The sequence below is a fragment of the Streptomyces mesophilus genome (assembly GCF_040300965.1).
Classification (GTDB): domain Bacteria; phylum Actinomycetota; class Actinomycetes; order Streptomycetales; family Streptomycetaceae; genus Streptomyces; species Streptomyces mesophilus_A.
This window is the reverse complement of sequence record NZ_JBEPEW010000002.1, coordinates 11,757-27,119: the sequence shown is the minus strand read 5'-3', so window position 1 is coordinate 27,119 and position 15,363 is coordinate 11,757. Positions and strand designations below refer to the sequence as shown.

Annotated in this window: 12 protein-coding genes; 4 read left to right on the top strand and 8 right to left on the bottom strand. The window is 71.0% G+C overall.

The features are described from left to right. The first annotated feature begins 466 nt into the window (after positions 1-466). Positions 467-1,381 (top strand): class I SAM-dependent methyltransferase, encoded by a 915-nt coding sequence (locus ABT367_RS00925; protein ID WP_352248166.1) that lies wholly within the window; start codon positions 467-469, stop codon positions 1,379-1,381. On the opposite strand, the gene ABT367_RS00920 is transcribed toward ABT367_RS00925, so the two are convergent. The 8 genes from ABT367_RS00920 to ABT367_RS00885 all read right to left on the bottom strand — a co-directional run bounded on the left by ABT367_RS00920 (position 1,360) and on the right by ABT367_RS00885 (position 12,078). Then, complete coding sequence (locus ABT367_RS00920; protein ID WP_352248164.1) at positions 1,360-4,410, bottom strand: AfsR/SARP family transcriptional regulator; 3,051 nt, start codon at positions 4,408-4,410, stop codon at positions 1,360-1,362. The two genes, ABT367_RS00925 and ABT367_RS00920, sit on opposite strands and share 22 nt — an antisense overlap. Positions 4,411-4,621: 211 nt before the next feature. Next, a complete protein-coding gene (locus tag ABT367_RS00915) occupies positions 4,622-5,077 on the bottom strand; it encodes a heat shock protein transcriptional repressor HspR (RefSeq protein WP_352248162.1) in 456 nt (151 codons plus the stop codon). 1 nt (position 5,078) lies between these two features. Further along, on the bottom strand, positions 5,079-6,263 hold the full coding sequence (gene dnaJ, locus ABT367_RS00910) for a molecular chaperone DnaJ (RefSeq protein ID WP_352248160.1): 1,185 nt from the start codon (positions 6,261-6,263) through the stop codon (positions 5,079-5,081). Between the two features lie 42 nt (positions 6,264-6,305). Next, positions 6,306-6,980, bottom strand: coding sequence for a nucleotide exchange factor GrpE (gene grpE, locus ABT367_RS00905; RefSeq protein ID WP_352248158.1), 675 nt, complete (start codon positions 6,978-6,980; stop codon positions 6,306-6,308). Continuing rightward, a complete protein-coding gene (gene dnaK, locus ABT367_RS00900; protein WP_352248156.1) occupies positions 6,977-8,842 on the bottom strand; it encodes a molecular chaperone DnaK in 1,866 nt (621 codons plus the stop codon). The genes grpE and dnaK overlap by 4 nt, the downstream gene beginning before the upstream one ends. Before the next feature lie 103 nt (positions 8,843-8,945). Next, a complete protein-coding gene (locus tag ABT367_RS00895; protein ID WP_352248154.1) occupies positions 8,946-9,509 on the bottom strand; it encodes a low molecular weight phosphatase family protein in 564 nt (187 codons plus the stop codon). 37 nt (positions 9,510-9,546) lie between these two features. Beyond that, positions 9,547-11,049, bottom strand: coding sequence for a polysaccharide biosynthesis tyrosine autokinase (locus ABT367_RS00890; RefSeq protein WP_352248152.1), 1,503 nt, complete (start codon positions 11,047-11,049; stop codon positions 9,547-9,549). Positions 11,050-11,145: 96 nt separating this feature from the next. Continuing rightward, a complete protein-coding gene (locus tag ABT367_RS00885; RefSeq protein WP_352248150.1) occupies positions 11,146-12,078 on the bottom strand; it encodes a GDP-L-fucose synthase family protein in 933 nt (310 codons plus the stop codon). Positions 12,079-12,201: 123 nt separating this feature from the next. On the opposite strand from ABT367_RS00885, the gene ABT367_RS00880 reads away from it, so the two are divergent. The 3 genes from ABT367_RS00880 to gmd are packed head-to-tail and all read left to right on the top strand — an operon-like array spanning position 12,202 to position 15,352. Then, on the top strand, positions 12,202-13,005 hold the full coding sequence (locus tag ABT367_RS00880; protein ID WP_352248442.1) for a glycosyltransferase family 2 protein: 804 nt from the start codon (positions 12,202-12,204) through the stop codon (positions 13,003-13,005). Further along, entirely contained in the window at positions 13,002-14,351 is a 1,350-nt protein-coding gene (locus ABT367_RS00875; protein ID WP_352248149.1) for an O-antigen ligase family protein, read from the top strand. Before ABT367_RS00880 ends, ABT367_RS00875 begins: the two co-directional genes overlap by 4 nt. Further along, a complete protein-coding gene (gene gmd / locus ABT367_RS00870; protein WP_352248147.1) occupies positions 14,333-15,352 on the top strand; it encodes a GDP-mannose 4,6-dehydratase in 1,020 nt (339 codons plus the stop codon). The genes ABT367_RS00875 and gmd overlap by 19 nt, the downstream gene beginning before the upstream one ends. Positions 15,353-15,363 lie beyond the last annotated feature (11 nt).

Below are 15,363 nucleotides of genomic sequence, written 5' to 3'. Positions count from 1 at the left end.
ACACCGGGACTCGTGGGCAGCAGCCACTCCATGTCCGACGGATCCGGGTGCAAGAGGCCCAACTCGACCAGGCAGCGCGCATCCGTCACCCTGGACCGCGAGATCCGCCCGGCTTGCAGCGCCGCCTGATAGGCCTTCTCTCCGGCGTCGCACAATTCCTCTACGTCATGTACGTCATGCCGATGCGTATCGCCTTCGGCCACCGCCCTACCCCCAAGTCCAGTGCTCCGCAGCCATTATCCCGGGGCTCGACGTAGAACTGACGCCGCCTGACCCATCCCCCCACCTCCCCCACAAAGAGCAGACAAGCCCAACAGGGGCCGATCCGTCCACGAGAACCGGAACATCACGGGTGCCTCCCACAAAAGGACCGCCCCCTTCCGTCGCTCAACTGCCATGCGTGGTTTGCCCGTACGGAAAATCGCATTGGTTGTGGGACAGAAGGCGCAGCCCTAAGTTCCCGAGCATGCGAGCGCTCATCACCAGCAAGGCCGGCAGACGTGCCCTGCGGCCCATCGCCCAGCTCATCGACCAGCGCGTGGAGCGCCAGGTGCGGCGGCTCATCGAGGAGTCCGGGCGGGGCGAGGTGACGCAGCAGGAGCTCAAGCAGTTGCGGAACCGGCAGCGGCCGCTCGAGCTGTTCTTCGACGGCACCGGGCGCGGGGCCTCCCGGCTGCCCTCCGCGCCTCATCTCAACCGGACCATCGGTGAGTTGAGCGAGGTGACAGGGGCCGACCGCGAGGCCGCCGAGCGGACCGCGGCGCAGGCGTTCCGGCTGCTCATCGCGCTTGAGGCGCTCGGTGTCGGGCGGATCGCGGGCGGCACGATGAACATCGTGGGCAAGCTCTCCGCCGTACCCCTGCTCGACCCGCCCAATGACGAGTTCCTGGAGATCGGGACGCTGTACGGCATGTTCAGCGCCGGGCTCAGCAGGATGATGCAACGTACCGGCCGCACCCCGGAGTTGACCATCGTCGATCCGCTGGCGGGAACACAGCTGCAACCCGGCGCCACCATGGGCGGCGACGCCTCCGGCGCGCCCGTGAACGGTGCCGCCGTACGCACCAATCTGCAGCTCGTCGGCGCCACCGCCCGTGTCCAGCAAGGGTTCTCCGAGGACCCCGAGGTGCGCGCCAAGGTCTCCGACCGCGCGTACGGCCTGATCATCGTGGACGGTGACCACTCCGCCGAGGGGGTCGCCGCCGACCTGGAGTGGGCCGAGCAGATCGTCGCGCCCGGCGGGATCGTCGTACTCGACGACTTCGGGCACCCCAAGTGGGCCGGGATCAAGGAAGCGTTCGAGAAGCACATGGCCGGGGAGACCCGGTTCACCTTCCTCGGCCAGGTGGCGCACTCGGGCTATCTCCGCGCGCGCTCCTGAGCGCCACCCGTCGGCTCCTGTACGTCGCCCGTCACCCACCCCACCGCCCCGAGCACCGCCAGGGCCCGAAGCTCGGTCGGGCGCAGCTCGAGTTCCCGGGCGATGGCGAGCGCGAGTTCCGCGTGGTCCGTGGCGAGGGGTGCGTCGCCGAGGTCACGGTGGACGTGGGCGAGGCCGATGTGCACCTCGGCCTGCTGGTGGCGGGCGTCGCAGCGGCGGGTGAGGTGGAGGGCCTCCGTCAGGTGCGCCCGGGCCGTGTCGGGGCGGCCGTGCAGGAGGAGCAGCCCGGCGAGGGTCGTCAGGCAGTCGGACAGGTTGGACGGATCGCCGGTTTCACGGGCGACGGCCAGAGCGGCTTCCGCGCCTGTCCGGGCGAGGTCGGTCCGGCCGGTGTCGCGGTGGATGCGCGCGAGGACCTCACGCGCGCCGGCCACGCTGTGCCGCTGCTGATGCTCCTCGCACAGCCGCAGCGCCTCGGTGATATCGGCCAGCGCCTCCTCGTACTGCCCGAGGCCGTGCCGCGCGATGGCGCGGTTGATGAACGGGCTGATCAGGAGGGACTCCTGCCCGGCCGACCGCATGGTCTCGATCGACTCGGTCGTACGCGCGAGCGCGAGGTCGAACTCGCCGAGGTAGGTGTGGATCAGCCCCGCCATGTTGAGCCCACGCCCCAGCGAGATCGCCCGGCCCCGGGGGCGGGCGAGGGCGGTGGCCTGCTCCTGCCAGACGAGCGCGCGGCGCATCTGGCCACGCTGTCCGTAGTGCAGGGCAAGGTTGGTCAGGATGGCGGTTTCGCCGGGCGCGAATCCGGCGCGCCGGTAGCCCTTCAGGGCGAGGTGCACGGCTTCGAGTGCCTCCTGGATGTGCCCGGCGTGCTGGCGCATCAGGAAGAAGCCGTGGTGCATCGCCGCCTGGGCCGCCGCGTCATCCTGCCGCCGTGCCGCGCGCAGCCCCGCCGTCATGGCCGACTCCCACTCGGGGTAGTGCCTGCGGCGGTAGAAGTACGGACGCAGCTGGTCGGCCAGCTGCCAGGCGATCGGATACGGACCGGACTCGGCGGCGCGGGTGATGACCGCGACGAGGTGGGCGCGTTCGCCCTCCAGCCACGCGAGCGCCTGGTGCCGGTCGGCGAAGCGGTCGGATTCCGTACGGGTACGGGGCAGTTGGACGGACCCGACGTAGCCGAACGCGGTGGCCGCGTCCGCCGTCGCGAGGTACCAGGCGCACAGGCGCTCCCAGGCAGCCGCACGGTCCGGGTCGGCCTCGGCCAGCTCCTGCGCGTACAGGCGCAGCAGATCGTGGAACTGGAACCGGTCCGTGGCGGTGCGCTGTACGAGGCCGGCGGTGGCGAGTTCGTCGAGGAGCTGCTCGGCCTCGGACTCCGGGACGCCGGACAGGGCCGCGGCCGCCTCCGCGGTGAAGTCCGGTCCCGGGTGCAGCCCGAGGAGGGCGAACAGCCGCGCCACGCCCTTGGCCAGGGCGGCGTGCGAGTGGTCGAAGGCGGTACGGACGGCGGCCTGGCGGTCACCGGCGATGGAGAGCCTCGCCAGGCGACGGCTCCCCTCGGACAGCTCCTGAGCGTAAGCGGCCAGTGAAGTGCCGGGCCTGGCAGCGAGGTTGGCGGCGGCGATCCGCAGCGCGAGCGGCAGCCGGGCGCACAGCTCGGCGAGCCGCGCGGCGTCCTGAGGCTCCGCCGCCACCCGCTGCTCACCGAGCACACCCGCCAACAGGTCCTGCGCCTCGGCCTGTTCGAGCACCGTCAGCGGCACCGGGTGGGCACCGTGGCTGGCGGTCAGCCCTCGCATGTCGGGCCTGCTCGTCACCAGCACCGAGACCCCCGCCGTACCCGGCAGCAGCGGCCGTACCTGCTCGGCGTCGGCCGCGTCGTCGAGGATCAGCAGGACCCTGCGGTCGGCCACCCTGCTGCGGAACGCGGCCGCGCGGTCGTCGAGGGTCTCCGGGATCGCGTCCGCGTCGAGGCCGCAGGCGCGCAGCAGTCCGGAGAGCACCTCGGCGGGATCCCGCGGCCGTTCGGTGGTGCCCAGGAGCCGTACGTACCACTGGCCGTCGGGGAAGAGCGGCCGCAGCCGGTGGCCGAGGTGGACGGCCAGCGCGGACTTCCCCACCCCCGGCGATCCGGACACGACGACGGGTACGGTCGCGGGCGACGCAAGGAGCCCCTCCAAGCGGTCCACGAGGCCGTCACGGCCGGCGAAATCGGGCGGGGCCGGCGGGAGTTGGCTCTGCACCACCCAGGCCGCCGCGGACGGCTGCGGGACGGCCGGGGTCCGTGCGGCCGGCGCGCCGAGCTCCGCACCACCGTCGAGGATGGCCTGGTGCAGACGGCGCAGGTCCTGGCCCGGATCGATGCCGAGTTCGCCGGCCAGGACCCCGCGCACGCTCCGGTAGTGGGCCAGCGCATCGGCCTGCCGGCCGCAGCGGTACAGGGCGAGCATGTACTGGGCGGCCAGCCGCTCGTCCAGACGGTGCAGGGTGCTGCGTTCGGCGAGCACGGAGAGGAGCTCGGCATGCTGTCCGAGGCGCAGACGCCGGTCGGTGCAGTCCAGTTCGGCGGCCCACCGCTCCTTGCGGAGCGTCTCGCGGACGGCGTTGAACCACGGGGTGTCGGCGCCGGCGAACGGCTCCGCCCGCCACAGCGCGAGCGCCTCCTGGAACAGCGCCACCGCCCGCGCCTCGTCCTCGGCTTCCCTGGCCTGCCCCAGAAGCCGGCGGAACCGGTGCACGTCGATCCGCGCCTCGTCGGCGGTCAGTACGTAACCGCCGCCCGGACCCCGGTTGATCGCCTCCGGCAGCAGGCGGCGCAGCCGGGACACATAGCTGTACAGGGTGTGCGTGGCACGCGAAGGCGGCCTCTCGCCCCATACGCGGTCCACCAACTGCTCTACCGAAACAGGGCTGTTGGCGTGCACGAGCAGCGCGGCGAGCACCGTCTGCTGCCGGGCGGGCCCCAGCTCGACCGGGCCGGCATCCGTCCACGCCTGCACCGCACCCAGCAGCCGAAACTCCACCCGAGCCCCCGTCCGTCCGGCCGTGGACACGGCCCCCGCCCGGAATTCTAGGTTCCTGCGGGTGCCCGGCACGACGGGTCGTACGGGATTCGGCCGGCCGCACGCGGCAGGCGACGCGAAGGGCCGGGAGGCATCAACCTCCCGGCCCTGAAAGCGAGTTGCCCCACGAGCGAGTCGACCCGCAAGCGGGTTGCCCCGCAAGCGACGCAGGTCAGTCCGACGACCGCTTCGGCCGCCACACCACCAGCGCCGAGGTCTGCTGGACCTCCTGATACGGCACGAGATCGCGGCGGTACGAGGCATGCACCGCCGCCTCACGTTGCTGCATCGTGGCGGCGGCCCCTTCCAGCGCGGCGGAGAGCTCGGCCACGCGGGCCTGGAGGGCTGCGACCTGGTTCTCCAGCTCGATGATGCGCTTGATACCGGCCAGGTTGATGCCCTCGTCCTGCGACAGCGCCTGCACCTGGCGGAGCAGATCGATGTCGCGGGCCGAGTAACGCCGGCCCCGGCCCGCCGTGCGGTCCGGGGACACCAGACCGAGGCGGTCGTACTGCCTCAGGGTCTGCGGGTGGAGACCGGAGAGCTGGGCCGCGACCGAGATCACGTACACCGGTGTCTCTTCGGTCAGTTCGTACGGATTGCGACTGCGCCCTGGCCGGCCTTCCATTTCATGCTCCCTTCGCGGCCTGGAACAGTTCTGCCCGGGGATCGTGCCCCTCAGTCGCCTTCGCGTAGGCCTCGAGGGCTTCACGGGCGGTGTCGGTCAGATCGGCGGGTACGGCGACTTCCACGGTGACGAGGAGATCGCCGCGGGTGCCGTCCTTGCGGACCGCACCCTTCCCGCGGGCGCGCATGGTGCGGCCGTTGGGGGTGCCCGGGGGCAGCTTCAGCTTGACCGGCGGGCCGCCCAGGGTCGGGACCCTGATCTCGCCGCCGAGCGTCGCCTCGGTGAAGGACACCGGGACGGTCACCGTGAGGTTGTCGTCCCTGCGCCCGAAGACGGGGTGCTTGTCCACGTGCACGACCACGTACAAGTCGCCCGCGGGACCGCCCCGTTCACCGGGTGCGCCCTTGCCGCGCAGCCGGATCCGCTGGCCGTCCGAGACGCCCGCGGGGATCCGCACCTGCATGGTGCGCGAGGACTTGGCGCGGCCCGAACCCTTGCAGACCTCGCACGGGTCCTGGGCGATGAGGCCCCGGCCCTTGCAGTCCACGCACGGGTCGGTGAGCGAGAAACCGCCACCGCCGCCGCGCGAGACCTGACCGGTGCCGACGCAGGTCGGGCACACGCGGGGCGTGCCGTTCTTGTCGCCGGTGCCCGAACAGGCCTTGCAGGGCTGCTGCGAGGACATCCGCAGCGGAACGGTCGCGCCGTCCACGGCCTCGGTGAAGCTGAGCGTCACCTCGGACTCGATGTCCTGGCCGCGGCGCGGCTGCGTACGCGTACCGCCCGTGCCGCCCCGGTTGAACAGTCCGCCGAAGACGTCCCCGAGTCCGCCGCCGCCGAACGTGCCGCTGCCGCCCTGGCCCTGGGCGCCGCCTCCGAAGAGGTCGCCCAGGTCGAAGTTGAAGGAGCCGGTGCCGCCCGCGCCGGGTCCGGCACGGAAGCCTCCGTTGCCGAACAGGGCACGCGCCTCGTCGTACTCCTTGCGCTTCTTCGGGTCGCCGAGGATGTCATTCGCCTCGGAGATCTCCTTGAAGCGCTCCTCCGCCTTGGCGTTGCCCTTGTTGGCGTCCGGGTGGAACTCGCGGGCGAGCTTGCGGTACGCCTTCTTGATCTCGGCCTCGGTGGCGTCCTTGGGGACGCCGAGGACCTTGTAGTAGTCCTTCTCGATGAAGTCCTTGGTGCTCATCCCCGGCGTCCCTCCTCACGTATACCGATGGATCCGTCCGCGTCAGCCCTCGTCCGGGCCACCGCTCTCCTTGCTGTCGTCGGCGGAAGCGGCGGACGCCTCTTCGGCATCGGCTTCCTTGACGGTCTGCGCACCCGGCTGCGGCTCGGCCACGGCCACCCGCGCGGGGCGGATGGTGCGCTCACCGATGCGATACCCGGGCTGCAGGATCGCAACGCAGGTCGTCTCGGTGACGTCCGGCGCGTAACTGTGCATGAGAGCTTCGTGGATCGTCGGGTCGAAGGGCTCGCCCTCCTTGCCGAACTGCTGCAGACCCATCTTCGCGGCGACCGTCTCCAGGGATTCGGCCACCGACTTGAACCCGCCCACCAGCTCGCCGTGTTCACGGGCGCGGCCGATGTCGTCGAGGGTCGGGAGCATCTCGGTCAGCAGCTTCGCGACGGCGAGCTCCTTGACCTGGACACGGTCCCGCTCCACACGGCGGCGGTAGTTCTGGTACTCGGCCTGCAGTCGCTGGAGGTCCGCGGTGCGCTCACCGAGCGCGGTACGGACCTGGTCGAGCTGGGCCGTGAGAGCCACTGTCGCGTCCCCGGCCGGGGCCGCCCCCTCCTTCTCGGGAGAGGGGGCGGCCTTCGGCTCGGCGGCCTCGGGTGCGGTGCCTTCGGAGACGTCAGTGGGCTCGTTCTGCTCGTCGAACCCGGGGGTCTCCTCGGTCACGCGGCACCGTCCTTCTTGTCGAAGTCCGTCTTCTCGTCATCGACGATCTCGGCGTCCACGACGTCGTCGTCGGCCTTGGCCTCACCGGGCTGGTCCTGCGGAGCCTCGCCACCCGCGGCCTGCGCGGCCTGGGCGTCGGCGTACATCGCCTGGCCCAGCTTCTGCGCGACGACCTGGACCTTCTCGGTCGCGGTGCGGATCTCGGCGGAGTCGTCGCCCTTGAGCTTCTCCTTCAGCTCGGTGAGCGCCTCCTCGACCTCGGTCTTCACCTCGCCCGGGACCTTCTCCTCGTTGTCCTTGAGGAACTTCTCGGTCTGGTAGACGAGCTGCTCGCCCTGGTTACGGGACTCGGCGGCCTCCTTGCGGCGCTGGTCCTCGTCCGCGTACTGCTCGGCCTCCTGGCGCATGCGGTCGACCTCGTCCTTCGGCAGCGAGGAGCCGCCGGTGACGGTCATCTTCTGCTCCTTGCCCGTGCCGAGGTCCTTCGCGGTCACGTGCATGATGCCGTTGGCGTCGATGTCGAAGGAGACCTCGATCTGCGGGACACCACGCGGGGCCGGCGGCAGACCGGTCAGCTCGAACATCCCGAGCTTCTTGTTGTACGCCGCGATCTCGCGCTCGCCCTGGTAGACCTGGATCTGCACCGACGGCTGGTTGTCCTCGGCCGTCGTGAAGATCTCGGACCGCTTGGTCGGGATCGTGGTGTTGCGCTCGATGAGCTTGGTCATGATGCCGCCCTTGGTCTCGATACCAAGCGACAGCGGGGTCACGTCGAGGAGCAGGACGTCCTTGACCTCACCCTTGAGCACACCGGCCTGCAGGGCGGCGCCGATGGCGACGACCTCGTCCGGGTTCACACCCTTGTTGGCGTCCTTGCCACCGGTCAGCTCCTTGACGAGCTCGGCCACGGCGGGCATACGGGTGGAGCCACCGACCAGCACCACGTGGTCGATCTCGGACAGCTGGATGCCGGCGTCCTTGATCACGTTGTGGAACGGGGTCTTGCAGCGCTCGAGCAGGTCGGACGTGAGCTGCTGGAACTGGGCGCGCGTGAGCTTCTCGTCCAGGTGCAGCGGGCCCTCGGCGGAGGCCGTGATGTACGGCAGGTTGATCGTGGTCTCGGTCGAGGACGAGAGCTCGATCTTCGCCTTCTCGGCGGCCTCGCGCAGGCGCTGGAGCGCCATCTTGTCCTTGCCGAGGTCCACACCGTGACCGTTGTTGAACTGCTTCACCAGGTAGTCGACGACGCGCTGGTCCCAGTCGTCACCACCGAGGTGGTTGTCACCGTTGGTGGCCTTCACCTCGACGACGCCGTCGCCGATCTCGAGCAGCGAGACGTCGAAGGTGCCGCCACCGAGGTCGAAGACGAGAATGGTCTGGTCGTCCTTGTCGAGACCGTAGGCCAGGGCGGCGGCCGTCGGCTCGTTGACGATACGCAGAACGTTGAGACCCGCGATCTCGCCGGCCTCCTTCGTCGCCTGGCGCTCGGAGTCGTTGAAGTACGCGGGCACGGTGATGACCGCGTCCGTGACCTTCTCGCCCAGGTAGGCCTCGGCGTCCCGCTTCAGCTTCTGCAGCACGAAGGCGCTGATCTGCTGGGGGTTGAAGGGCTTGCCGTCGAGCTCGATCTTCCAGTCCGTGCCCATGTGGCGCTTCACCGAACGGATGGTCCGGTCCACGTTGGTCACTGCCTGGCGCTTGGCGACCTCGCCGACGAGCACCTCGCCGTTCTTGGCGAAGGCGACGACGGACGGCGTGGTCCTGGCGCCCTCGGCGTTGGTGATGACGGTGGGCTCGCCGCCTTCAAGAACGCTGACGACAGAGTTAGTCGTGCCCAGGTCGATGCCGACCGCACGTGCCATTTCGAATCCTCCATACGACTTGAGTGGAACTGGCTCAAGGATGACACGGCAGTCGGGCTAACGCAACAGACCTGAGTGGAGCACGCTCAACTTTATTGTGCGCTTATCTCACCTCCCGGCCCAGGACACCGCCTCTCACACCCAGGACGTCACTCAGGTCCCGTACGGCCTCGTCGATCCCGGCCGCACAGTCCCGCAGGACGTCATAGCCCTGACCCCATGGATCGGGGATCGCGTCGGCCCGCAGCGAGGCCGGGGCGACCCGGCCGCGCAGCGCCGCGACCTTGGCGACGGTCTCCTGCGGGGTCGCTCCCGCACCGTCGAGGTCGGCGGCAAGCCGCAGGAACTCCTTGAGCGTGAAGCACCGGCGCATGGCCCTTGGTTCGAGCCGTACGGCGGCCTCGCGGTGCTCGCGCTCCATGCCGAGCACCAGATCCGAGGCACCGGCCAGCTCGGCGGTCAGCGGCCGCGAGGCGAAGGCCCCGGCCTCGCCGCCGAGCCCGGCGAGCACGGACCGGGTGGCGGCGTCCATGCCCTCCAGGTGCCGCGCCTGCGTCCCCGCGCTGGACACCTCGGCGTCCGGGGCCCACTTCGCCAACAGCCGCTCCGCGAGCACGGACCGGTGGATGTTCCCCGTACAGACGAACAGCACCCTCAACCGTGCCACAGCGGCCCGCCGGTCACTTCTCGCCCGCGAGCGCCGGTCACTTCTCACCCGCGAGATACGACAGGGCCACACCGCTGCGCTCACGGATGGTCCGCGGTGTGGGCATCCGGTGGCGGCCGGTGACCGGGGGCTCCGCGTCGCCGTAACTCCCGTAACTCCCGTACCCCTTGGACTTGGCGGTCGGGGTCATCGAGAAGACCGTCCCGAGCGTGCGCACCCCCACTGTGCGCAGCGCGTCGGCGGCGCTCTTGATCTGGTCGCGGGTGGTCTTCGCGGCGCGTACGACGAGCAGGGTGCCGTCGGCGAGCGGCGCGAGACCGACCGTGTCGGCGACCGGGAGCAGCGGGGCGGTGTCGACGATCACGGCCTCGTAGCGGTCCGCGAGTTCCTCGAGGACGTCGCTCATACGGGTCGAGGCGAGCAGCTCGGTCGGGTTGGGCGGTACGGCGCCGCCCGTCAGGACCGAGAGCCCGCCGGGCCCCTGCTGCATCACGTCGTCGATACCGGCCCGCCCGATGAGCACGGTGGTCAGACCCGCGTCCTGGACGAGACCGAAGGTCTTCGCGACGCAGGGGCGCCGCAGATCGGCGTCGACCAGGCAGGTGCGCACTCCGGCCTCGGTGAGCGCGAGCGCCAGGTTGGCCGCCGTGTTGGTCTTGCCCTCACCCGGCAGCGAGCTGGTCACGACGAGCACCTTGGGCGGGTCGTCCACCTGCGTGAACTGCAGGTTGGTGCGCAGCCGGCGGAAGGCCTCGGCGCGGGCGGAGTGACCGGAGTCCGAGTTGGCCAGGGGGTGCTGAGGGGCCTCGCGGTCGAAGGGGATCGTGCCGAGTACGGCGTGACCGGTCAGTTCGGCGAGGTCCGTGTGGTGCTTGAGCGTGGTGTCGAGCGTCTCGAGCAGGACGACGAGCGCCCCGGCGCCGAGCAGACCGGCGAGCAGACCGGCGGCCAGGTTGAGCAGGGCGTGCGGCGAGACGGGTGCGGCGGGCACGGAGGCGTGCTCGGTCACCCCGAGGTGGACGGGCGCCTGCGGGGCGGCGGCCACCGGCGGGTAGCCGGCCTCGCCCACCCGGGCCGGACCGGCGGCCGCGGCGCCGCGCGGGCTCTCCAGCTGTTCGACGACCTGCGCGAAGCGGCCCGCGACCGAGTCGGCGATCTGCGCCGCGCGCTCCGGCTCCGTGTCGGAGACCGTGATGTTGATGAGCACCGTGTTGAGCGGGGCCTCCGCCTTGATCCGCTCGGCCAGCTGCCGTGGCTCCATGTCGAGCCGCAGCTTGCGCACCACGGACTCGGTGACCTGGTCGGTCGCCACGATCGCGGCGTACGACTGGACCCGGGCCTGCGAGAAGGTCTGCCCCTGGTTGAGCTGGGCGGTGTCCTCACCGCCGTGCCGGGTCGCGACGAACAGTTGCGTACGCGCTTCGTAGACCGGGGTCGAGACGGCGGTGGCGGCCCAGCCGGCCGCGATGCCGAGGACTACGACCGTGACGGCGACGGGCCACCGTCTGGCGACGATCTTCAAGAATCCGCGGAGGTCCACGGGGGTGCTCCTTGCAGGTGGGGGACGAGGCGCAGGACGGGCGGTGTCTGGGGCGTCGCAGCCGGGTGCCGCGAGGTCGAGGCGGGTGCGGCGAGGTCAGAGGCGGGTGCGCAGCCAGTCGTAGGTGCGGCGCACACCGTCGCGCAGGGCGATCTCGGGCTTCCAGCCGAGTGCGTTGATCACGGAGGTGTCGAGCAGCTTGCGGGGCGTGCCGTCGGGCCGCGTGGTGTCCCACGCGACGGCGCCGCGGTAGCCGACGGTCTCGGCGATCAGCTCGGCGAGTTCGCGCAGTTCGACGTCCTCGCCGCAGCCGACGTTCACCGGCGCGTCACCGTCGTAGTTCTCCAGGAGGAACAGACAGGCCCGCGCCAGATCGTCCACGTGCAGGAACTCGCGGCGGGGGGTGCCGCTGCCCCAGTGCGTGAGCGTCGCGTCCCCTCGCGTATGCGCCTCATGGGTGCGCTGCAGCATCGCCGGCAGGACATGGCTCGTGGCGAGGTCGAGGTTGTCGTTCGGCCCGTAGAGGTTGGTCGGCATCGCCGAGATGTACGGAAGTCCGTACTGCCGGCGCATCGCCTGGACGTGCAGCAGGCCGGCGATCTTGGCGATGGCGTACGCGTCGTTGGTGGGCTCCAGAGCGCCCGTGAGCAGGGCCGATTCGGGGATCGGCTGCGGGGCGAGCTTGGGGTAGATGCAGCTGGAGCCGAGGAAGAGCAGCCGCTCGACGCCGAACTCGCGGGCGGCGTCCAGGACATTGACCTGGATGCGCAGGTTGTCGCTGAGGAAGTCCACCGGCCGGGCGGAGTTGGCGGCGATCCCGCCGACGCGGGCCGCGGCGAGCACCACGACACGGGGCCGCTGATCGGCGTAGAGCCTGCGCACGGCGTCCCGCTCGCGCAGGTCGACCCGGTCGGATCCGTACAGCATCAGGTCCTCGAACCCCTCGGATCTGAAATGCCTGACGAGCGCGGACCCGACGAGTCCACGGTGGCCGGCGAGGTGCACTCGGGCGCTGCGAGGGAGTTGCACGCTATGCGTCCTATCGGATCGTCCCGGTATGTCCCAACCATGAGATTAGTCATGTATGCGGCATTCTCCCGGTAGCGCCCTACCCGAGGAGCTCTAGTGGTGCAACCGCTGGTGGCCGTTCTGATGACCAGTCACAACCGCTGTACGACAACCCTGTCGGCCCTCGCCGCCCTGAAGCGGCAGCGCGGGCTTCCGCCCGGCACGGACGTGCAGGTCTTCCTGGTCGACGCGGGCAGCACGGACGGCACCGGCCAGGCGGTACGGCGCGCGCACCCGGACGTGCACGTCATGGACGCCGACGACAGCGTGTTCTGGGGCCACGGAATGCGGATCGCCAGCCGCAACAGCCGGGCCGCGGGCGGCCCGGCCTTCACGCACCAGCTGTGGCTCAACGACGACGTCGTACTCGACGACGACGCGCTCGCCGACCTCCTGGCGGCCGCCGAGAAGGAGCCGGAGGCCATCGTGGTGGGCGCCGTGCACGACGGCGCCGCGACCACGTACTCCGGGCGCCGGGGCCGGCAGCTGGAGCTGGTCGAGCCGACCGGACGGCTCGAACCCTGCGACACGTACAACGGCAATGTCGTCCTGATCCCGCGCGCGGCACGGGACCGCGTCGGCGACGTCGACAAGCGTTTCCCCCACGGGATGGGCGACTACGACCACGGCTTTCGCGCGCGCAAGGCCGGCGTCCCGGCACTGGTCGCACCCCGCCACGTGGGCCGCTGCCCCCGCAACCCGCCGCGCACCGGCTCCCGCGAGCCGGGCATCGGCGTGCGCGAGGCGCTGCGGCGCGTGACATCGGTCCGCGAACTGCCGCCGCGTGCCTGGTGGGTGTACTGCCTGCGGCACGCGGGGCGGCGGGCGCCGGTCCTGATGGTGTCGCCGTATGTGATGACGGCGGTGCGGGCGGGGATGGGGCGGTGAGCCTGGACGGGCGCACCCTGCTGTGGGTGTTCGGACTCGGTACGACGGCGGTGGCGCCGTTTCTGCCGCACGGGTACCACGGCCAGGTGCAGCGGCACCGCGAGGCGTATCTGTCGGGCAGCGAACTGCTGCTCTCCCAGACCCTGGCCGGCGCCACCCTGCTGATCGCCGCGGCCCTGCTGCTCGGGCCGGTGGTACGACGGCTGCGGTCGGCGGCTCCGGCGCTCCCCGAGCCGGGCGTCCAGAGGCCGGCCGGCCAGGTGGCCCTGGCCACCGCGCTGTTCGTCGCGGCGGGGATCGTTTCCGCGGCGCTGAGCGAGCACGGCTCCATGGATCCGATGGACCTCTTCGGTGTGCTGCTGCTCGCCGCGCTCTATACGGGCTCGCAGCAGTCCTTCCCCCGGCTGCTCGGCCAACTGCGCGTCATCCTGCGGTGCTTCATCTGGGGATCGCTGCTGTCCATCGCGGTCATGCCGGCCGACTGGACCTTCCTCGCGCCGGGCGGCGCGACCACCCGCGACTATCTGGGCACGGGCTGGGGCCAGTTCATGGGGCTGTCCGGAAACCCCAATGTGCTCGGGCCGCTGGCGGCCGCCGCACTCGCCCTGGAGCTCTGCGCGGTCGCCCGCACCAGGGTCTGGCCCCTCCACGCCGCCGCCGCCCTGTCCGCCCTCGTGCTCACCCAGTCACGGACGGCCTGGCTGGCCTCGGCCGCTGTGCTCCTGCTGCACACGGGCCCGCGGCTCAGGCCGGCCAAGCGCACGCTGCTCGTCCTCGGATCGGTCGCGGCCCCCCTCCTGCTGCTTTTGCCCTGGCTGCACCTGCGGATGATCACGGCCGTCTCCGGCGTGCAGGACGCCGCGCACCAAGCCCGTGGCCTGGCCTGGCGGCTGGCCTGGGAAGAGTTCCGCGAGGCGCCGTTGTTCGGATACGGGCCCAGCCTCTTCGATCCTGAACACCGCACCCAGCTCTTCGGCACGGCCGACCACTGGATCGGCCAGGCGCACAACCAGTTCCTGCACACCATGGGTGCCGCCGGTGTGTTCGGGCTCCTCGGTCTGTGCGCCCTCGTGGCGGCTCTGATCGTGCAGGCCCGCCGGACGGCCGCGGCCACCAAGGGGCTTTCCGCGGCTCTCGTGGCGATGCTGCTCGTGGAGTGCGCCACCGAGTCACCACTGCGCAACCTCAACGGCCTCTCCGACCGCGTCCTGTTCGCCGTCGTCATCTGGACGGTGCTCGTCTGCCGCCCGCCGTCCGAGGACCGCGGACGGCAGCGTCCCGCGCGGTCCGCACTCCCCCGCCCCGCCGATCCGCCCCTGGAGCTCCCATGTCCCGTATCGCGCTGATCACCGGAATCACCGGCCAGGACGGCTCGTATCTGGCCGAACTGCTCCTGGAGAAGGGCTACGAGGTGCACGGCCTCATCCGCCGCTCCTCGACCTTCTCGACCACCCGGATCGAGCACCTCTACCAGGACCCGCACGAGAGCGACGCCCGGCTCCGGCTGCACTACGGCGACCTCGCCGACGGCTCCCGTATCACCACGCTCCTGGAGCAGATCCAGCCCGACGAGGTCTACCACCTGGCCGCCCAGTCGCATGTGCGGGTCTCCTTCGACGAGCCCGAATTCACGGGGACGACCACGGGGTTGGGCACCACCCGGCTCCTGGAAGCGATCCGGATGACCGGTCTGCCGTGCCGCTTCTACCAGGCGTCCAGTTCCGAGATGTACGGCATCACGGCGCCCCCGCAGTCGGAGTCGACGCCCTTCCACCCGCGCTCGCCTTACGCGGCGGCCAAGGTGTACGCGTACTGGATCACTCGCAACTACCGCGAGGCGTACGGGATCCACGCGGTCAACGGGATCCTCTTCAACCACGAGTCACCGCGCCGCGGCGAGACCTTCGTGACCCGCAAGATCGCCCGGGCCGCGGCCCGGATCGCGCGCGGTGAGCAGGAGCTGCTGCACCTGGGCAACCTGGAGGCCCGCCGCGACTGGGGCTACGCGCCCGAGTACGTGGACGCCATGTGGCGGATGCTGCAGACGGACACCCCGGACGACTACGTGGTCGCCACCGGCACCAGTTACAGCGTCCGCGATTTCCTGACGTTCTGCTTCGAGCACGCGGGCCTCGACTGGGAGCGCCATGTCCGCTTCGACGAGCGGTACTTGCGGCCCGCCGAGGTGCCGGACCTGATCGGCGACGCCTCCAAGGCCGAGCGCGAGCTGGGCTGGAAGCCGGCCGTGCTCACCCCGGAACTGGCGGGGATCATGACGGACGCGGAACTGGCCGGCCGGGTGCCCGCTCCCGCGAACGGCGCGCTGACGCCACAGGCACAGGCCTGATCCGGCCGTCG

Excerpts from the sequence above, each read along its gene's own strand:
- gmd (WP_352248147.1), top strand. The coding sequence starts at position 14,333 with ATGTCCCGTATCGCGCTGATCACCGGAATCACCGGCCAGGACGGCTCG.
- ABT367_RS00915 (WP_352248162.1), bottom strand. The coding sequence starts at position 5,077 with ATGGAAGGCCGGCCAGGGCGCAGTCGCAATCCGTACGAACTGACCGAA.
- dnaJ (WP_352248160.1), bottom strand. The coding sequence starts at position 6,263 with ATGAGCACCAAGGACTTCATCGAGAAGGACTACTACAAGGTCCTCGGC.
- ABT367_RS00925 (WP_352248166.1), top strand. The coding sequence starts at position 467 with ATGCGAGCGCTCATCACCAGCAAGGCCGGCAGACGTGCCCTGCGGCCC.
- dnaK (WP_352248156.1), bottom strand. The coding sequence starts at position 8,842 with ATGGCACGTGCGGTCGGCATCGACCTGGGCACGACTAACTCTGTCGTC.
- ABT367_RS00880 (WP_352248442.1), top strand. The coding sequence starts at position 12,202 with ATGACCAGTCACAACCGCTGTACGACAACCCTGTCGGCCCTCGCCGCC.